Consider the following 20223-nt stretch of genomic DNA (forward strand, 5'->3'; position numbering starts at 1 on the left):
GCGCGCCCACTGCGGCGCGGCGCCGGGAGGCCGGCCGGGACCGCCGGTCGCCGCCCGGCGGAGGGGAACCGGGCTCCACGAAGAAGGCAATGGGCCGCCCGCTCACTCCGCCGCGTGGCCTCGTGGAGCCACACCGGTCCGAGATGCCTCACTCGTTACGGCCGGAATAGCATGATTTGTCATGCGTCAGGGCTCCTCCGACCGGCCTCACCGGGCCAGAGGGCGAGGCGGCCGTCGGGGCGCGACCCCTACACGAGGAGAGGCAGGCATGTCGGGACGCATCGCGGTGGGAGTGGACGGCTCCGAGGAGAGCGCGGCGGCGGTGGACTGGGCCGCGGACGAAGCCGCGCTACGGGGCGCCGAACTGCGCCTGGTGAACGCCTCGCTCTGGCAGGAACACGCCCTCGTGGCGGTCCGCCCGGCCCGGGACGTCCAGGCCGAACGCGCGCAGACCCTGCTCGACGCCATGACGGACCGGGCCCGGTCCCGGCACGGCGGCCTCACCACCAGCGGCGAGGAGGTCGAGGACGCGCCGGCCACCGTGCTCGTGTCCGCCTCCGCCGACGCCGACCTCGTGGTGCTCGGCTCGCACGGCTTCGGCGCCGCCGTGGGCTTCACGGCCGGCTCCGTGGGCCAGGAGGTCGCCGCCGAGGCGCACAGCCCGGTCGTCCTGGCCCGCGGGACCGGCCGGGACGGGGACGGCCGCGTCGTCGTGGGCCTGGACATCCGCTCCACCGGCGAGGAACTGCTGGGCTTCGCCTTCGACTTCGCCGCGCGCCGCTCCGTGCCCGTCCACGTCGTCCACACCTGGCACCTGACGCCCGTGCACCACGCCCTGCACCCGCACGCGGAGCGGAGCACGGACGCGGCCAGGCAGGCGCTCGCCGAGGTGGTGCGCCCCTACCGCGAGCGGTTCCCGCAGGTGGACGTGGAGGAGGAGGCCGCCACCGGGTGGGCGGCCGAGCGGCTCATCGAGGCCGCGGCCGGAGCCGGGATCGTGGCCGTGGGCCGGCGCCGGTCCCCGCACGGCGGCCACCTCGGGGCGGTCGCCCACGCGGTGATCCACCACGCCGCCTGCCCGGTCGCCGTCGTCCCGCACGCCTGACCTGCCCGGCCGGGCAGGATGCGGACATCCGGCGGCCCGGTCGTCGGCCCGCCGGGCCACCCGCCCGGCCACCCGCCGGGCCACCCGGCCGGCGGCGCCCTGCAGACCCGGCCGGTCCCCACGGGGGCCGCCGTCGGCCGGGCGGGTCCCGGCACCTGCCGTGCACCGGGCGGTCCGGACGGCGGCGTTGCCGTGTGCCGTGTGCCGGACGGTCCGTCCGACGCCGTCCGACGCCGTCCGACGCCGTCCGTACGCCTGCCCTGCCGGGCCTGCCCGGCCTGCCCGGGCGCCGGCCAGCGTGCCCCGGGCGAGCGGTGCGGGCATGCGGCCGCCGGGGATCTGGCGTGTACTGGGAGGGCAGGAGTCTCGAAGAGATCGGACCGCTGCCCATGACCGGTCAGGACACGCTGTCGGTGAACACCATTCGCGGCCTGTGCATGGACGCCGTCCAGCAGGCGGAGTCGGGACACCCCGGCACCCCCATGGGCATCGCCCCCGTGGCGTACACCCTGTGGCAGAGGTTCCTGCGCTTCGACCCGCAGAACCCCGTCTGGCCCAACCGGGACCGCTTCGTCCTCTCCGAGGGACACGCCTCCGCGCTCCTGTGGTCGCTGCTGCACCTGTCGGGCGTGCGGGCGGTGGACCCGGACTACGAGGTGCTCGGACGCCCCTCGGTCACCCTCGACGACCTCAGGAGCTTCCGGCAGCTCGACTCCCGCTGCCCCGGCCACCCCGAATACCGGTGGACCAGCGGCGTGGAGACGACCACCGGCCCGCTCGGCCAGGGCGTCGCCACCTCGGTCGGCATGGCGCTGGCCGGCCGCTGGCTGGCCGCCCGGTACAACCGGGACGGCTTCGACCTGTTCGACTTCGACGTCTACGCGCTCGCCGGGGACGGCTGCATGATGGAGGGCGTCGCCTCCGAGGCGGCCTCCCTCGCCGCGCACCAGGGACTGGCGAACCTGTGCTGGATCTACGACTCCAACCGGGTCACCATCGAGGGGCACACCGACATCGCCTTCACCGAGGACGTGGCGGCCCGGTTCCTCGCCTACGGCTGGAACGTCACCACCGTCGCCGACGCCAACGACCTGGACGCGGTGTCCCGCGCCTTCCACACCTTCCGCGCCGAGACCGAGCGGCCCACCCTGGTGGTGGTGCACAGTCACATCGGCTACGGCTCACCGGTGGAGGACTCGCCCCGCGCGCACGGCGCCCCGTTCGGCGAGGAGGGGGTCCGTAGCACCAAGCGCTTCCTCGGCCTGCCGCCCGACGAGCGGTTCCTGGTCCCCGACGTGGTCCGCGAGGACTTCGCCCGCGGCATCGGGGCCCGCGGACAGCGGCTGCGCACGGCCTGGGAGGAGACCTTCGCGGCCTACCGCGAGGCCTGGCCGTCGTACGCCGACGAGGTCGTCCGCATGCAGCGCCGGGACCTGCCCGAGGGCTGGGAGGCGGCCCTGCCCGAGTTCCCCCCGGACACCGGGGGCCTGGCGAGCCGGGACTCCTCGGGCCGTGTCCTCAACGCGCTGGCCGAACGCGTGCCCTGGCTGCTCGGCGGCTCCGCCGACCTGTCGCCGTCCACCAAGACGCGGCTGACCTTCGACGGGGCGGGGGACTGCCGTCCGGACGAGCCGGGCGGACGCAACCTGCACCTCGGGGTGCGCGAACACGCCTCCGCGGCGATCGCCAACGGCATGGCGCTGACCAAACTGCGGCCCTACTGGTCGGGCTTCCTCATCTTCTCGGACTACGCCAAGGCGGCCATCCGGCTGTCCGCCCTGATGGAGATCCCGGTGGTGCACATCTTCACGCACGACTCCATCGGGGTGGGCGAGGACGGCCCCACCCACCAGCCCGTCGAACAGCTCGCCGGACTGCGGGCCATGCCCGGTCTGCTGGTCTTCCGCCCGGCCGACGCGACCGAGGTGGTGGAGACCTGGCGGGCGGTGGCCGCACTGCGCCACGAGCCGGCCGCCCTGGTGCTCTCCCGGCAGGCCCTGCCCACCCTCGACCGGACCGTCCTGGCACCGGCCTCCGGCGTGGCCCGCGGCGCCTACGTGCTCGCCGACCCGCCCGACGGCCCGCCGCAGGTCCTGCTGCTGGCCACCGGATCCGAGGTGGCCCTCGCCCTGTCGGCCCGGGAGGAACTCGCCGCCGACGGCGTCGCCGCCCGCGTGGTGAGCATGCCGTGCTGGGAACTGTTCGACCGGCAGCCGCGGGAGTACCGCGACGCGGTGCTGCCGCCGGACGTCACCGCCCGCGTCGGGGTGGAACAGGCGTCGACCTTCGGCTGGGACCGCTACGTCGGCGACCGGGGAGCGGTCGTCGGCATGCACACCTACGGCGCCTCGGCCCCGCTGAAGAGCCTGACCACGAAGTTCGGGTTCACCCCGGAGCGGGTCGCCCAGGTCGCGCGCGAGGTGCTCGCGGCCGGCCGGCGCCCCCGGTCCGCCGCCTGACCGCACCCGCCCGGCGCACAGCGCAGAGCGTACGGAGGAACGCCACCATGAAGCGACGGGGAGGCACACCGTGACCACCAACACCCCCATGCAACTCGGCATGGTCGGGCTCGGACGCATGGGCGCCAACCTGGTGCGCCGCCTCATGCGCGACGGCCACACCTGCGTGGTGTACGACCTCGACACCGACGCCGTCGGCAGGCTGGAGCAGGAGGGCGCCGTCGGGGCGTCCTCCCTGCAGGACTTCGTGGGCCGGCTCGACCGGCCGCGGAACATCTGGCTGATGCTGCCCGCGGGCGTCGTCCAGCGGACGGTCGACGAACTGGCCGGCCTGCTCGCCGCCGACGACGCCGTGATCGACGGAGGCAACTCCTACTACCGCGACGACATCGCCCGCTCGCGTCAACTCGCCCCGCAGGGCGTGCACTACGTCGACTGCGGCACCTCCGGAGGCGTGTGGGGCCTGGAGCGCGGCTACTGCCTGATGGTCGGCGGCGACGAGGGCGCGGTCCGGCGCCTCGACCCGCTGCTGCGCACCATCGCCCCGGGAGCCGGCGGCGCGGAGCCCACCCCGGGCCGGACCGCGACCACCGGCACCGCACCCGAGGGCTATCTGCACTGCGGGCCCAGCGGCGCCGGCCACTTCGTGAAGATGGTCCACAACGGCGTCGAGTACGGGATGATGGCCGCCATCGCCGAGGGCCTGAGCATCATCAGACACGCCGACGCCGGGCTGCGCGGGCGGACGGTCGACGCGGAGACGGCCCCGCTGCGCGACCCCGGTGCCTACGCCTACGAGATCGACGTGGCCGAGGTCGCCGAGGTGTGGCGGCGCGGCTCGGTCGTCGGCTCCTGGCTGGTCGACCTGGTCGCCGACGCGCTGGCCCGGTCCCCCGGACTCGACGGCTTCGCCGGCCGGGTGTCCGACTCCGGGGAGGGCCGCTGGACGGTGCTGGCGGCGGTCGACGAGAGCGTGCCCGCACCGGTGATCACCGCAGCGCTGTACGAGCGGTTCGCCTCGCGCGGGCTGGGCGAGTTCACCGGCAAACTGCTGTCCGCGATGCGCGGCGAGTTCGGCGGCCACGCCGAGAAGGCGGGCTGAACGGTGCCCCGGCCGACGTCGACGACGGGCCGCGGGCCGCGCCCGGACGACCATGTGATCGTGCTCTTCGGCGCGACCGGCGACCTGGCCCGCCGCAAGCTGCTGCCCGGGCTGTTCCACCTGGCCCACGCAGGACTGATGCCCGAGCACTACCGGATCGTCGGGTCCGCCCCCGCCGCCGTCGCCCTCGGCGACGACGCGTTCCGCGCCCACGCGCGCGAGGCGGTGACGGAGTTCGGCCGGAGCAAGCCGGAGGGCGAGGCCTGGCAGGCGTTCGAGGCGGCGCTCGGCTTCGGCGCCGCCGACCCCGAGGACCCGCAGCCGCTGATCGCCGCCGTGCGGCGGGCCGAGCAGGCGCTCGGCGGCCGGCCACGCCGGCTCTGCCACCTGGCGGTGCCGCCGGCCGCGTTCGCCTCCGTCGTCGGGACCCTCGGCGACACCGGGCTCGCCGAGGACACGCGCGTGATCGTGGAGAAGCCGTTCGGCACCGACCTGGCGTCCGCCCGCGCCCTCGACGGCCTGCTCCACGCCGTCTTCGACGAGTCGCGGATCTTCCGCATCGACCACTTCCTGGGCAAGGAGTCGGTGGACAACATCCTGGCCCTGAGGTTCGCCAACGGCATGCTCGAACCCGTCTGGAACCGGGACCACATCAGCCATGTGCAGATCGACGTGCCGGAGAGGATCGGGATCGAGGGCCGGGCCGGGTTCTTCGAAGGCACCGGCACCTTCCGGGACATGGTCGTCACCCACCTCTTCCAGCTCATGGGCTTCGTGGCGATGGAGCCCCCGACCGCCCTGACCGCCCACGTGCTGCGGGACGAGAAGGAGAAGGTCTTCCAGTCCCTGCGGCCGGTGGACCCCGCCCACGTCGTCCGCGGCCAGTACACCGGCTACCGCGACGAGCCGGGGGTGGACCCGCAGTCCGACACCGAGACGTTCGTGGCGTTGCGCGTCGAACTGGACAACTGGCGGTGGGCCGGGGTGCCGTTCTTCCTCCGCACCGGCAAGTCCCTCGCCCAGGGCCGGCACATGGTCACCCTCGGCTTCCGCGAACCGGTGCTGCGGATGTTCCCGCAGGCCGCCGGCGCCCGCCGGCCGCGCACCAACGAACTGGCGATCGACTTCGACGACCCCGGGAGCATCACCGCCCGCTTCCTCACCAAGCAGCCGGGACCCGCGATGCGGCTGGAGCAGGCCGAGATGGTCTTCGGCTACGCCGGCTCGTTCAACGAGGCGCACGCGCTGGAGGGCTACGAGCGGCTGATCCTGGACGCCATGCTGGGCGACCAGTCCCTGTTCACCCGCTCCGACGGCATCGAGCGGCTGTGGGAGGTGGCCACGCCGCTGCTCGACGACCCGCCGCCGGCCGAGCCCTATCCGCCCGGCTCCTGGGGGCCCGAGCGGATCCACCGGCTCATCACTCCGTACCACTGGAGTCTTCCGGACCGCTGAGCAGCGGATCCGGCACCAGCTCGCCCCGGGAGTCCAGCCGGTAGAGCAGCACCAGGGCCGGCCCGACCAGCACCACCGCCACCAGCGAGACGATCACCAGCCAGTCCAGCGTGGACGCGGCGCCCGCCCCCTCGGCGACGGTGAGCGAGGTCGGCAGCAGATACGGCCGCTGGGCCAGACCCCAGGCGACGACCACCGCGCCCACGGCGCCGACGGCGGCGGCCCGGGTGAGCTGGGTGGGCGCGCCGCGGACCAGCAGCCAGGCGGCGGCCAGGGCGCACACCGCCGCCCCGCACACCAGCGCCAGCCCCCATCCGCTCGTCAGCCGCTCGTGGACGTAGCGCGCGTCGTCGCGGGTCAGCCCGATCCCCGCACCGGCCAGCACCGCCAGCGCCGCCAGCGTGCCCAGGGCACGCCTGCGGAAGTAGCCGACCAGGTCCGGGGCCCCGTAGGCGCGGGCGTCGCCGGACAGGAAGACCGCGCCCAGGAAGGCCGCGGCCGCCACCGTCATCAGCCCGGCCAGCACCGAGGTCGGGTTGGTCCACGCCGACACCGAGGCGGAACCGCCCGGCGCGACCCGCCCCGAGGCGACCCCGCCCACCGCCGCGCCGAAGAAGTACGGGGTCAGCACCGAGGCGACGGCGAACGCGGCCCCGTACACGCGGCGTTCGGCGAGCCGGCGGGTCGGCTTGCGGAAGGCGAACCCCGCGCCCCGGAGCAGCAGCCCCGCCGCGGCCAGCGTCAGCGGTGCCCAGAGCACGGTGAACACCGCCTGGAACATGACCGGGAACCCGGTCCACATGACCACCAGGACGAAGATCAGCCAGACGTTGTTGACCTCCCACACCGGCGCCATGGAGTGGTCGATCAGCCAGCGCGGACGCCGCCCGCGCCGCGCCCCGCCGGCCACCAGGTCCCAGAACCCGGCGCCGTAGTCGGCGCCGCCCCCGCAGGCGTACGCGACCACGGCCAGCACCATCACCCAGGCGACGAGGTCGGCGGTCACCGGCGGCCTCCCGGGGACGGGGCGTGCGGGGGACGCGGCCCGTACGGTGTGCCGTGCTCCGGCGGCTCGGCGGCCGACGGCCTCGCGCCCTCGCGCACCCCGCTGCCCTCGTCCTCCAGACGCCAGCGGGTGCGCATCCGCAGCAGGACGGCGACGAACACCGCCAGCACCGCGACATAGCCGACGACGACCACGCCGAAGACCCCCCACAGGACGCCGGCGGAGGTGTCGGTGACCGCCTCCGAGACCCGCATGTACCCGTACACGATCCAGGGCTGGCGGCCCACCTCGGTGGTGACCCAGCCGGCCTCGACGGCGGCCAGGCACGCCACGCCGGACCCGGCGGCCGCCCGCAGGAACCAGCGCGACCGGGGCAGGTCGCGGCGGCGCCACCACGCCCAGGCGTACCAGAGCGCGAGCAGCAGCAGCAGGCTGCCGATGCCGACCATCAGGTCGAACGCGGTGTGCGCGATGGTCGCCTGGACCGGCGTCGGCCGGTCCTGCGGCGGCACCGAGGTCAGCCCCGTCACCTCGGTGTCGGGGCTGAACCCGGCGAGGATCGAGTCCAGTTGGGGGATCCTGATGCCCCCGGACACCGAACCGTCCGGGTTCAGCCGGCCGAAGAGGTACTCGGGGACGTGCGTGTCGGTCTTCCACACCAGCTCCATCGCGGCGAACTTCACCGGCTGCTGGTGGAAGACGGCCCGGGCGATGAAGTCCCCCAGGAACATCTGCACCGGCGTGAGCACCGCGGCCGCGGTGAAGGGGACGGTGAAGCCCAGCCGGTGGTAGCGGTCGCGGCGCCCGCGCAGCATCCCGGTGGCGTACACGCCGGCCACGACGAACCCCGCGGTCATGAACATCGCCACCACGAAGTGCCAGTACTCCGGGCCGAACATGGGGGTGAACACCGCGGTGCGCACGTCCACGCCCACCGGATCGCCGCCGGCGCCGAGCCGGAACCCCTGGGGGGTGTTCATCCAGGAGTTCGCGGCCAGAATCCCGAACGCCCCCATCAGCGCGACCAGCGGCAGCGGCACACCGAGCGCGAAGTGGGCGCGCCGTCCCAGCCGCCGCCACCCGTAGAGGTACACGGCGATCAGCACCGCCTCCAGGAAGAAGGCCCACGCCTCGACCCCGAACCCGAGACCGAAGACATCGCCCCAACGCCCCATCAGCCCCGGCCACAGCAGACCGAGCTCGAAGGAGAGCACCGTGCCGGTCACCACTCCCACCGCGAACTGCACGGCCATCACCGCCGACCAGCGGCGGGCCAGCAGCCAGGCCACCGGGTCGTCGGTGCGCAGCGCCCGGTAGTGCATGAGCACGGTGATGAAGGGCAGGGCGACACCGAGCGGCACCAGCAGGATGTGCGTGCCCAGGCTGAACGCCATCAGCTCCCGGGCGGGCAGCATCTGCGGAGGGTCCTGCGCCAGCAGCTGCACCGCCCCCGTCACCGGCGCCGCCCGGCTCCGGCCCGGCCGCACCCGGGGGGTGCGGGCTGAGTGGTCGCATGCCCTGCCAGAACGTCCACCGTGAGGTCCTCCCAGTGAGGTGCGCCGTCGGCGCTCACCCAAACACCGCGGGCGGCGGTCGGGCGGGCTCACCCGGCCGCGTTGCTCCGGATGCCGCCCGAGCCTCCACCGAGCGGGTTCCCTTCCCGCGCGGCGCGTGGCCCCGTTCCCCCGGGGGCCCTGCGGGCTCTCCTAGCCTCGACCGCATGCTGGGGCTTCCTGACCACGTACGTGTCTGCCTGTTCGACCTCGACGGGGTGCTCACCCGGACCGCGAAGGTGCACGCGGCCGCCTGGAAGGAGATGTTCGACGGCTATCTCCGCGAGCGCGCGGAGCGCGAGGGCACCGCGTTCGTGCCGTTCGACGCGGTCGGCGACTACGACGAGTACGTCGACGGCCGGCCGCGTGCGGACGGGGTGCGCACCTTCCTGGCGGCGCGCGGCATCCGCCTGCCCGAGGGCACGCCGGACGACCCGCCGGAGGCGGAGACCGTGAACGGCCTCGGCACCCGCAAGAACGCGCTGGTACTGCGCCGGATCCGGGAGGACGGGGTGGAGCCCTACGACGGCTCGGTTGCCTACGCCCGCGCCGTGCGGGACGCCGGGCTGCGGTCCGCCGTGGTGTCCTCCAGTGCGAACTGCCGGGACGTGCTGGCGGCGGCCGGTATCGAGGACCTGTTCGACGACCGGGTCGACGGTGTGGTGGCGCGCGACCGCGGACTGCGGGGCAAGCCCGCACCCGACACCTATCTGGAGGGGGCTCGCGTCCTCGGCGCCGAACCGGGCGGGGCGGCGGTGTTCGAGGACGCGCTGGCGGGGGTCGAGGCCGGGCGGGCCGGAGCGTTCGGGCTGGTCGTGGGGGTCGACCGGGTGGGGCAGGCCGAAGCGCTGAGAGCCCACGGGGCGGACCTGGTGGTCCGCGACCTGTCCGAACTCCTGGAGCCGCGGTGATCACCCATTCCTGCTTCACGGTCGAGCCGTGGTGCCTGCGCGAGACCGAGCTGAACCCGGACCTGCTCGCCCAGAGCGAATCGGTGTTCGCCCTGTCCAACGGGCACATCGGATGGCGCGGCAACCTCGACGAGGGCGAGCCCCACGGGCTGCCCGGCGCCTACCTCAACGGCGTCTACGAGCAGCATCCGCTGCCGTACGCGGAGGCCGGGTACGGCTATCCGGAATCCGGGCAGACGGTGATCAACGTCACCGACGGCAAGGTCGTCCGGCTGCTGGTCGACGACCACCCGTGCGATCTGCGCTACGGCCGGCTGCTGGAGCACGAGCGGGTGCTGGACTTCCGCTCCGGTGTGCTCGGCCGCACCGCGCGGTGGACCACGCCCGGCGGCCGGACGGTCCGCATCACCTCGCGGCGCCTGGTGTCCTTCACCCAGCGGGCGGTGGCCGCGCTGGTGTACGAGGTGGAGCCGGTCGACGGCCCGGCCACGGTGGCCGTGCAGTCCGAACTCGTCGCCAACGAACAGCTCCCGCGCACCGAGGGGGACCCGCGCGTCGCCGCCGTGACCGACTCCCCCCTCGTGCCGGAGGAGGACTTCGCTCAGGACACCCGGCTGCGGCTGGTGCACCGCACCGAGCGGAGCGGGCAGCGGGTGGGGGCGGCCGCCGACCACCTCGTCGAGGGCCCGGAGAGCACCCGGTGGACGTCCCAGAGCGAGCCGGACGTCAGCCGCTTCACGGTGACCGCGGACCTGCTCCCCGGGCAGCGGCTGCGGCTGGTCAAGTTCGTCGCCTACGGCTGGTCCCGGCAGCGCTCCCTGCCGGCGGTGCACGACCAGGTGGACGGCGCGGTCGCGGCGGCCGTCAGTACCGGCTGGGACGGGCTGGTCGCCGAACAGCGTTCCTTCCTGGACCGTTTCTGGGCGGGCGCGGACGTCGAGGTGGAGGGCGACGCCCAGATCCAGCAGGCGGTGCGGTTCGCCCTGTTCCACGTGCTCCAGGCCGCCGCCCGCGGCGAGGAGCGCGCGATCCCCGCCAAGGGCCTCACCGGAACCGGCTACGACGGGCACTCCTTCTGGGACACCGAGTCCTTCGTGCTGCCGGTGCTCACCTGCACCGCCCCGCGCACCGTCGCCCCGGTGCTGCGGTGGCGGCACGGCACCCTGCCCGCCGCCCGGGAGCGGGCCCGTCAGCTCGGCCTGGCGGGGGCGGCCTTCCCCTGGCGGACCATCGACGGCGCGGAGTGCTCGGCGTACTGGCCGGCCGGGACGGCGGCCTTCCATGTGAACGCCGCCATCGCCCTGGCCGTCGTCCGGTACGTGAGGGTGACCGGCGACGAGGAGTTCGAACGCGGTGAGGGGCTGGAGCTGCTGGTGGAGACCGCCCGGCTGTGGCGGTCCCTCGGCCACCACGACACCGAGGGCGTCTTCCACATCGACGGCGTCACCGGCCCCGACGAGTACAGCGCCGTGGTCCGGGACAACCTCTACACCAACCTGATGGCCCGGCAGAACCTGCTGGCCGCGGCGGACGCGGCGACCCGGCATCCGGACCGGGCCGGGGAACTCGACGTCGACGACGAGGAGGCGGCGTCCTGGCGGGACGCCGCGGACCGGATGGCGGTGCCGTACAACGAGTCCCTCGGCGTGCACGAGCAGGCGGCCGGGTTCACCCGCCTCCAGCACTGGGACTTCGACGCCACCCCGCCCGAGCACTACCCCCTGCTGCTCCACTACCCCTACTTCGACCTGTACCGCAAGCAGGTCGTCAAGCAGGCCGACATGGTGCTGGCGATGATGGAGTGCCCGGACGAGTTCACCGACGAGGAGAAGGCGCGCAACTTCGCCTACTACGACGCCCTGACCGTCCGCGACTCCTCCCTGTCGGCGTGCTGCCAGGCGGTCCTGGCCGCCGAGACCGGGCACCTGAGGCTGGCCTACGCCTACCTCCGCGAGGCCGGGCTGATGGATCTGGAGGACCTGGAGCACAACACCCGCGACGGGCTGCACATCGCCTCGCTCGCCGGGACGTGGATCGCCCTGGTCGTCGGCTTCGGGGGGATGCGCCGCCACACCGGCCGGGACGGCGAGCCGGACCGGCTGGGCTTCGCGCCGCGGCTGCCCGAGGCGCTGTCCCGGGTGGTGTTCACCGTGACGCTGCGCGGGCGCAGGCTGAAGGTGGACATCGGCCACACCGGCGCGCGGTACGTCCTGCTGGAGGGCGAACCGCTGGCCGTGCTGCACCACGGCGAGCAGACGACCGTCACCACCGACGCCCCGGTGGACCTCCCGGTGCCCCAGGTGCCCGCCCGCCCGGAGCCCCAGCAGCCCCGGGGCCGGCGCCCGGAGGGCCTGTCCGAGGAGGAGCCGGGGGGAGCCGTGCAGGAGTAGCGCCGCGGGCGCGGCGGCTCGGGCGGCGACGCGCCGGACGGCGTGCGGCGGGAACGGCGGCGCGGCGGGCGGCGGCGCGGGAAGGGCGGGGCACCGGCCTTCCGGCGTCCTTCGTTCCGTGTCCGTCGCTGGTGTCCGCCGTCCGCCGTCCGCTGTCCGCTGTCCGCTGTCCGCTGTCCGCTGTCCGTCGTGCGCTGTGCGCTGTGCGCTGTGCGCTGTGCGCCGTCCGCCGTGCGCCGTCCGCCGTGCGCCGTGCGCCGTGCGCCGTCCGCTGTCCGTCGTCCGCTGTCCGTCGTGCGCCGTGCGCCGTGCGCCGTCCGCCGTGCGGCGTGCCGCAGGTCGTCGTCGCTCGGCAGCGCGCCGAGTTCGGCGTCCGGCGTCCGGCATCCGACGTCCGGCGCCCGTCGTCCCGCGGTCTGTGGCGCGTGGCGCCCGGCATGTGGCGCGTGGGCCCGGGGGCGGTGCGCCCCCGGGCCGGGCGCCCGCCCGCACCTGCCGTCCGGGGTGAAATCCGGACACCGTGCACGGGGGCGGCCGGCGGTCCGGAAGAATGGGCCGACGATGACGTTCCAGACACCCCGGCCGATGTCCGCGGCCCCCGACGCGTCCGCCGCGTCCCCGGCCGACTACACCCCCTTCGCCCACCTCGCCGCCCCCAACGCACCCCTCTACCGCCAGGTGATGCGGGCCTTCCTCGCCGCCAAGGAGCGGTTCGCGGTGCATCTGCGGCCCGAGGACGTGTACGCGGCCCTGGACGCGGGCAGCCGGCCCGCCGACCCCGACGCGGTGTCGCAGGCGCTCGACAAACTCGTCGAATGGGGCAACCTGCGGGCCGACCCGGACCACGCGCGGGTGACCGCGGTCGAGGACTTCTACCGCAGGCGGTTCATCTACCAGCTCACCCGGGCCGGCGAGGCGGCCGAGGCGGCACTGGGGACGTACGACGAGGTGCTGGGGCGGCGCGGGGAGCTCCAGGCGGTCGCGCTGCACGACATCGTCACGCAGCTGCGGGCGCTCCTGGTGATCGCCGCCGAGGACCAGCCCGACCCGGCCAAGACGTACGTCGCCCTGTCCGTGCTGACGGCCCGGTTCACCGACCTCGCGGACAACGCCCGCGCCTTCATGGGGTCGCTCCAGCGCACCATCGACCTGCACGACATCGAGGTCGAGGCGTTCCTCGCGTACAAGGACCGGCTGATCCAGTACCTGGAGCGGTTCATCCAGGACCTCATCACCCTCGGCGGGCGCATCGCCCTGCTCATCGGGGAACTGGAGGAGCAGGGGAAGGTGGCGCCGCTCCTCTCGCTGGCCGCCGCCCGGGAGGCCGCCGACGCCGCTCCCGAGGACGCCGGGCGCGCGGAGGCGGCGGCGTACGAGCGGTGGGCCGCCCGCTGGACCGGGCTCGCCCGGTGGTTCGTGTCCGAGGAGGGCCGTCAGGCGCAGGCCCGGCTGCTGCGCGGCCGGGCGCTCGGCGCGATCCCGCAGCTCCTGGCCGTCGTACGGCAGCTCAACGAGCGGCGGGCCGGGCGCTCGGACCGGTCGGCCGACTTCCGCACCCTGGCCCGCTGGTTCGCCCAGGCACCGGACGACGCGGCACGGCACCGGCTGTGGCGGGTGGCGTTCGGACTGCACCCCTCGCGGCACCTCACCGTCGACGCCGACACCCTCGCCGAACGGACGGCCTCCCCGGAGCCGGCCGCCACCCCCTGGAGCGAGGCACGCCCCCTGCGGATCAGCCCGCAGCTGCGCCGTACCGGCAGCTACGAACGGCGCGGCAGGCCCCGCCGGGTGGCCGACCGGTCCGAGGCGAAGCGCCTGCTCGCCGAGATCGCCGCCCGCCAGACGGAGGAGACCAGGCGGGCACGGGAACGGCTCGTCACGAGCGGGCCGGTGCGGCTGTCCCGGCTCGGCGAACTCGACCCGCTCGCCTTCCGTCTGTTCCTGCGGCTGCTCGGCGACGCGCTCGCCACCTGGCGGCCGGGCACCACTACCACCGCGGCCACCAGCGGAGACGGCTCGATGGAGGTCCGGCTGACCGCCCTCGACGACGGATCGACGGCCGAAGTGCACACCCCTGACGGCGTGTTCAGCGGCCCCGACCACCTCATCGACATCGTCGACCTCACGGCGGGCCACGGCCACCGCGACGCACCCGTCCCCGCCGTCCCCGCCGTCCCCGCCACTGGTCCTGACGTCCCCGCCGCTCCCGCCGCTCCCGCCGCTGTTTCCGCCGTTCCCGCCGTGCCCGCTTCCGCCGTGCCCGTTCCCGCCGTGCCCGCTTCCGCCGTGCCCGTTCCCGCCGTGCCCGCTTCTGCCCCCGGCCCCGTTCCGGTCCCAGCCTCCGCTCCCGTCCCAGCCTCCGCTCCCGTCCCGGTTCCCGCGCCGCGAGAGGGCGGCCCGGCCCGGCCGACGGAGGACCGATGAGCGGCCCCCTCGCCGAGGTCCTGGACGGCCAGCGCCAGGCCGACCTGCAGAAGGCGGCACGCGCCCTGCTGAAGGAGCCGCTGCTCACCGCCGACGGGCCGTACGCCGACGAGTTCCGGCTGGTGCGCCGGCACACCGTCGAACTGCGTGAGTGGTTCGAGCGCAACGTCGGCTGGTCGCTGCGCACCGACGCCGACGCCGCGCGGCTGCGCAAGACGCCGGGTACGCTCACCGACACCACACACCCGGCGCGCGAGGCCGCCCGCAGCGCCCTGCCCTTCACCCGCCGCCGCTACGTCCTGTTCTGCCTGGCCCTGGCCGCGCTGGAACGGGGCGAGCCGCAGGTGGCGCTCGGACGCCTGGCCGAGCACGTCGTGCTGGCCGCCGCGGACCCCGAACTCGTGGCCGCCGGGATCACGTTCACCCTGGAGCGGCGCGACGAGCGCCTCGACCTCGCGGCCGTCGTGCGGCTGCTGCTGCGGCTCGGCGTGCTGCGCCGGGTGGCCGGCGACGAGGACGCCTACGTCAGCGGATCGGGCGACGCGCTGTACGACGTGCGGCGGCGCGTGCTGGCCGGGATGCCGGCGTCCCTGCGCGGCCCCTCCATGGTCGAGGCCGGGGACTTCGAGGAGCGCCTGACGGAGATGACCGCGCGTACCGCGCTCGACAGCGACGAGCTGAGGTTCCGGGCGGTCCGCTGGAAGCTGACCCGGATCCTGCTGGACGACCCGGTGCTCTACTACGACGACCTCACCGAAGCCGAACTCGCCTACCTCACCCGGCAGCGCGGCTTCATCACCGCGCGGATCCACGAACTGACCGGGCTCGTCCCGGAGATCAGGGCCGAGGGCATCGCCATGGTCGACCCGCTGGACGACCTCACGGACGTACGCATGCCGGAACAGGGCACCCACGGTCACCTCACCCTGCTGCTGGCGGGGCACCTGGCGCGGGCCGCCGGGCCCGTCGCACCGGCGGAGCTGGCGGCCCGGGTACGGGAACTCGCCGTGGAGCACGGCGGGTTCTGGTCCAAGTCGGCGAGGGAGCCGGGAGCGGAGCCCGAACTCGTGGAGAAGGCGGTGGCCAAGCTGGTGGCGCTGGGACTCGCCGAGTCCACCGAGCGGGGCGTCGTCCCGCGGCCGGCCCTCGCGCGGTACGCCGTCGGTGACCCCGTCGTCAGGGAATCCGGCCGGGGCCGCCGGCCCGTCACCACCGCCCAGGCGGCGCAGGCCGGCCGGCCCGCACCGCCGGAGCAGCCCGCACCGCCGGAGCAGCCCGCACCGCCGGAGCAGCCCGCACCGCCGGAGCAGCCCGCACCGGTGACGCCGCCCGCACCGGTGACGCAGGCTGCTCCGGCGGTCCAGCCCGCCCCCACCGCCCAGCCCGTGCGTACCGCGCGGACGCCGCATGCGCCGCATACGCCGCAGACCTCGCAGGACGAAAGGCGAAGCACCCCGTGACCGCGCTCCCCGGCCCCGAGTTCCCCGGCCCCGAGTTCCCCGGCCCCGAGTTCCCCGGCCTCCCCGCTCCCGCCCCCGGCCGGTGGCGGCCCCTGCGCATCGGACTCGTCGACCTCTTCCACTACGACGTGGAGGAGTTCTGGTTCCGCGACGGCCGGCTGCTGCTGCGCGGCAACAACGGCACCGGCAAGTCGAAGGTGCTCGCCCTGACCCTGCCGTTCCTCCTGGACGGCGACCTCTCCGCCCGCCGCGTCGAGCCCGACGGCGACCCGGGCAAGCGCATGGAGTGGAACCTGCTCCTGGGCGGAGCGCACCCGCACCCCGAACGGCTCGGCTACACCTGGATCGAGTTCGGACGGCTCGACGCCACCACGGGCCGGGCGCACTTCCGCACGCTGCTGTGCGGGCTGAAGGCGGTCGCCGGACGCGGTGTCGCCCGCCACTGGTTCGCCGTCACCGACCAGCGGATCGGCGCCGGCCTGGACCTGCTGGACGCGACCGGGACCGCGCTGTCCCGGGACCGGCTCGCCGAGGCCGTCGGCGACCGCGGCATGGTGTACGACACGGCGAAGGCCTACCGCAGGGCGGTCGACGAGGCCCTGTTCGGGCTCGGGGAGCGGCGCTACGGCGCCCTCGTCGACCTCCTGATCCAACTGCGTCAGCCCCAGCTGTCCAAGCGGCCCAGCGAGGCCGCCCTGTCTCGGGCGCTGACCGAGGCGCTGCCGCCGATGGACCAGGCGGTCGTCGCCGACGCGGCCGAGGCGTTCCGCTCGCTGGACGAGGAGAAGGAGGAGCTGCGGGCGGCCCGCGAGGCCGAGCAGGCGTCCTCCGCGTTCCTCGACCACTACCGGCGCTACGCCCGCCTCGCCTCCCGGCGCCGCGCCCGCCTGCCCCGCCGCGAACACGCCCGCTACGAGAACCTCCAGCGGGAGCTGGCCAAGGCGCAGGCGGAGCGGGACCAGGCCGTGCGGGAGCGCGAGGAGGCGCGGGCGAGGGGCGTGGCCCTCGACGAGCGGGCCGCACGGCTGGCTGCCCAGGACGCCGCGCTGCGGTCCCGGCCCGAGATGCGCGACGCCCACGCGCTCGACCGGGCGGCGGACGACGCCGCCCGCACCGCCGGGGAACTGCAGCGGACGGAGGCGGACCGGCGCACGGCGGCCGAGGCGCACACCAGGGCCCTGGGACGGCTCGCCACCGCCGACAACCGGCTCGCGGCCGCCCGGGAGGCCCTGGACGGCCTCCTGGACCGGGTGGCCGAGAGCGCCGCGGCCGCCCGGCTCGACGTCCCCAGGACGGAGGGCGCCTCCGACGCGGTCCTGCGCCGGGAGGCGGAGGAGGCCACGGCGAGCAGGCGGCGCGCCGTCGAGCACGTGGCGGAACTCGCCGCGCAGGCCGAGCGGGCCGGGGAGCAGCACCGGGCCGCCCGGCTGCGCGCCGACGAGGCCGACGAGGAGGCCGTGCACGCCGGGGAACTGCTGGCCGAGACCGAGGAGGGGGCCCTCCGGGAGGGGCGGGCGCTGGTCGCGGCCGTGCGCGAGCACCTCTCGGGCTGCGCCGAGCTGCGGGTGCCCGCACTGGCGGGGGTGCTGGACGCGGTACAGGCCTGGGCGGGGTCCCTGGACGGACCGCCGCCGGCCCGCACGGCCGCGACCGGGGCGCACCGCGCCGCGGCCTCCCGCCTGGCCGACCGGGCGGCCCTGCTGGCCCACCGTGAGGAGGCGGCGGCGGAGCGGCAGCGGCTGGCAGCCGAGGAACTGGCCGCCCTCGAAACGGGCGGAGAGCGCGGCCCCTCCACCCCGCGCACTCGCACCCCCGGCGTACGGGACGGGAGCCCGGGCGCCCCGCTGTGGCGGCTGGTCGACTTCCGGCCGCACGTCACCGAGGCCGACCGCGCGGGGCTGGAAGCCGCGCTGGAGGCGTCGGGACTCCTCGACGCCTGGGTGCGGCCGGACGGCTCCGCGGTCGCGGCGGACGGCCACGACGTGCTGCTCGACCCGGCCGGGCCGCACGGCGGTACCGGGCCGCTCGACCCCGCCGGGCCGCACGGCGGGACCGGCCTCGACCGGGTGCTGTGCCCGTCGGCCGGCCCGGCGGACCCGGGAGCCGCCGCGGTGGCGGAGGAGACGGTGGCGCGCCTGCTCGCGTCGATCGGACTGGCCGCGGACGGCGAGGAGCCCGCGGAGACCGCCCCGGAGGCAGGCGGCCGCGACACCTGGATCCGCGCGGACGGCCGGTTCCGCGTCGGGGCGCTCACCGGAAGCTGGGCCAAGGACACCGCCCAGTACGTGGGGGAAGCGGCGCGGGAGCAGGCCCGGCGCGTCCGGGCCGCAGAACTCCGCTCGGAGATCGACAAACTGACGGCGGAGCGGGAGCGGCTGGCCGGCGAGTCCCGCGCCGTGGCCGGCCGCCGCGCCGTCCTGGACGCCGAACTCGGCGCGCTGCCGGGCGACGACGACCTGCGGCACGCCCACGCCCGCGTCACCGCCGCGGCCGAGGCCGCCCGCCGCGCCCGCGCCCGACGGGACGAACGCGCCGCGGAGCTGGCCCCGGCCGCGCGGGAGGCCGAGCGCACGGCCGCGGAGGCCGCCGACACCGCCGCCGCCCTGAACCTCCCCGCCGACCGCGCGGCACTGGACGCCGTACGCCGGGCGCTCGCCGACCACACCACCCTCCTCGCGGCCCTGTGGCCCGCCTTGCGCGAGCGCGCGGACGCCGCACGCGCGGTGACCGGAGAGCAGGAGGAGACCCGCCGGGCCGAACTCCTCGTGTCCGAACTCGCCCATCGCGCGACGGAGGCGGCCCGGCTGGCCGCGGCGGCGGACGAGCACCTGACGACGCTCCGCTCCACCGTCGGGGCGGCCGTGGACGAACTCCAGCGGCAGCTGGAGGAGACGGCCGCGGCGGCCCGGGAGTGCGGGCACGAACAGGAGCGCACCCGGACGCAGTACGGTGACGCCGACCGGAGAGCGAGCCGCGCGGAGGGACGCATCGAGCGGCTCGCCGAGGACGTCACCGAGGCGACCGGCGCCCGGGAGGAGGCCGTCGCGGCGCTCCAGCGGTTCGCCGCGACGGGCCTGCTCACCGTCGCGCTGCCCGACCTCCCCGTACCGGACGACGACACCGGGACCTGGGCGGCGTCCCCCGCGATCACCCTCGCACGGGCCGTGGAGTCCCGGCTCTCCTCCGTCGACGACACCGACGCGGCCTGGGAGCGGGTGCAGAAACGCCTGAGCGAGGAGTTCGGCAGGCTCCAGGACGCGCTGTCGCGGCACGGCCACACCGCCACCGCCCGTCCCGGCGAGGACGGCATGCGGGTCGACATCGTCTACCAGGGCCGGGAACGGGCCGTGCCCGAACTCGCCGAGGCCCTCGCGGTGGAGGTCGCGGAACTGACCCGCATCCTGTCCGCCCACGAGCGTGAGATCCTCCAGACCCATCTGATCACCGAGGTCGCCGGGACGCTCCAGGAACTGATCGGGACGGCCGAGCGGCAGGTGGCCGCCATGAACAGGGAGCTGGAGGAGCGTCCGACGTCCACGGGGATGAAGCTGCGGCTGGTCTGGAGGGCGTCCCGCCAGGCCCCGCAGGGACTGGCCCAGGCCCGGGAGCGGCTGCGCCAGTCCGCCGACGCCTGGTCGGCCGAGGACCGGGCCGCGGTCGGCGCGTTCCTGCAGGAGCAGATCGCCCGACGGCAGGCCGGCGACAGCGTCGGCAGCTGGCTGGAGGACCTCACCGCGGCTCTGGACTACCGGTCCTGGCACGAGTTCGGCGTGGAACGCCACCAGCACGGCAAGTGGGTGTCGGCCACCGGGCCCGCCTCGGGCGGGGAGCGGGTCCTGGCCGCGTCCGTCCCGCTGTTCGCCGCCGCCTCCTCGCACTACGCGAGCGCGGGCGGCGCGCACGCGCCGCGCCTGGTCACCCTGGACGAGGCGTTCGCCGGTGTCGACGACGACTCGCGCGCCAAGTGCCTGGGCCTGCTGCGGGCCTTCGACCTCGACGTCGTCATGACCAGCGAGCGCGAGTGGGCCTGCTACCCCCAGGTGCCGGGCATCGCCATCGCCCAGCTGTCCCGGGTCGACGACATCGCCGCCGTCCTGGTGACCCGGTGGGAGTGGGACGGCAGCGAGCGGCGCCGGGGCCGCACACCGGGTTCCACGGCACGCCCTGCCGCCGTGCCCGCCCAGGCCGGCGGCCCCGCAGCGGGCGGCGCGTACGCGTCGGCACCGGTCGCTGACGCGGCGGGGGCCGCCGGTACGCAGGGGCGGGGGCGGGAGCCGTCCGGCGACCAGGCACAGGAGTCACTGTGGACATGAACCCCGTACCCGGGGCGGCGGCGACACCGGCGGCACCGAGGGCAC

General features: G+C 75.5%; 11 protein-coding genes. 9 read left to right on the forward strand and 2 right to left on the reverse strand.

Annotation, left to right across the window (positions count from 1 at the left end; translation table 11 throughout):
• Positions 1-268: 268 nt before the first annotated feature.
• The 4 genes from AC5K6T_RS09375 (at position 269) to zwf (ending at position 6121) form a co-directional block, all read left to right on the forward strand.
• Entirely contained in the window at positions 269-1105 is an 837-nt protein-coding gene (locus AC5K6T_RS09375) for a universal stress protein (protein ID WP_493207499.1), read from the forward strand.
• A gap of 344 nt (positions 1106-1449) precedes the next feature.
• Positions 1450-3564, forward strand: coding sequence for a transketolase (gene tkt / locus AC5K6T_RS09380; protein WP_493207500.1), 2115 nt, complete (start codon positions 1450-1452; stop codon positions 3562-3564).
• A 70-nt stretch (positions 3565-3634) separates the two neighbouring features.
• Complete coding sequence (gnd, locus tag AC5K6T_RS09385; RefSeq protein WP_493207501.1) at positions 3635-4666, forward strand: phosphogluconate dehydrogenase (NAD(+)-dependent, decarboxylating); 1032 nt, start codon at positions 3635-3637, stop codon at positions 4664-4666.
• 57 nt (positions 4667-4723) lie between these two features.
• Complete coding sequence (gene zwf / locus AC5K6T_RS09390; RefSeq protein ID WP_493209251.1) at positions 4724-6121, forward strand: glucose-6-phosphate dehydrogenase; 1398 nt, start codon at positions 4724-4726, stop codon at positions 6119-6121.
• Here the strand turns inward: zwf and AC5K6T_RS09395 are convergent.
• Both AC5K6T_RS09395 and AC5K6T_RS09400 read right to left on the reverse strand, forming a co-directional pair.
• Complete coding sequence (locus AC5K6T_RS09395) at positions 6087-7127, reverse strand: cytochrome d ubiquinol oxidase subunit II (RefSeq protein ID WP_493207502.1); 1041 nt, start codon at positions 7125-7127, stop codon at positions 6087-6089. The two genes, zwf and AC5K6T_RS09395, sit on opposite strands and share 35 nt — an antisense overlap.
• Complete coding sequence (locus AC5K6T_RS09400) at positions 7124-8542, reverse strand: cytochrome ubiquinol oxidase subunit I (RefSeq protein WP_493209253.1); 1419 nt, start codon at positions 8540-8542, stop codon at positions 7124-7126. The genes AC5K6T_RS09395 and AC5K6T_RS09400 overlap by 4 nt, the downstream gene beginning before the upstream one ends.
• A 305-nt stretch (positions 8543-8847) precedes the next feature.
• On the opposite strand from AC5K6T_RS09400, the gene AC5K6T_RS09405 reads away from it, so the two are divergent.
• The 5 genes from AC5K6T_RS09405 to AC5K6T_RS09425 all read left to right on the forward strand — a co-directional run bounded on the left by AC5K6T_RS09405 (position 8848) and on the right by AC5K6T_RS09425 (position 20178).
• Positions 8848-9591: an HAD family hydrolase gene (locus AC5K6T_RS09405; protein ID WP_493207503.1), complete on the forward strand. Its 744-nt coding sequence runs from the start codon at positions 8848-8850 to the stop codon at positions 9589-9591.
• Positions 9588-11981 carry a glycoside hydrolase family 65 protein gene (locus tag AC5K6T_RS09410; RefSeq protein WP_493207504.1) on the forward strand — a complete coding sequence of 798 codons (2394 nt, stop codon included), beginning with the start codon at positions 9588-9590 and terminating at the stop codon, positions 11979-11981. The genes AC5K6T_RS09405 and AC5K6T_RS09410 overlap by 4 nt, the downstream gene beginning before the upstream one ends.
• Positions 11982-12542: 561 nt before the next feature.
• The gene (locus AC5K6T_RS09415) at positions 12543-14405 is read left to right on the forward strand and encodes a TIGR02677 family protein (protein WP_493207505.1); all 1863 of its coding nucleotides are present in this window, start codon (positions 12543-12545) and stop codon (positions 14403-14405) included.
• Positions 14402-15865 (forward strand): TIGR02678 family protein, encoded by a 1464-nt coding sequence (locus AC5K6T_RS09420; RefSeq protein ID WP_493207507.1) that lies wholly within the window; start codon positions 14402-14404, stop codon positions 15863-15865. Before AC5K6T_RS09415 ends, AC5K6T_RS09420 begins: the two co-directional genes overlap by 4 nt.
• Entirely contained in the window at positions 15862-20178 is a 4317-nt protein-coding gene (locus tag AC5K6T_RS09425; RefSeq protein WP_493207509.1) for a TIGR02680 family protein, read from the forward strand. Before AC5K6T_RS09420 ends, AC5K6T_RS09425 begins: the two co-directional genes overlap by 4 nt.
• Positions 20179-20223: the final 45 nt, after the last annotated feature.

The sequence above is a fragment of the Streptomyces sp. B8-7 genome, assembly GCF_058833805.1.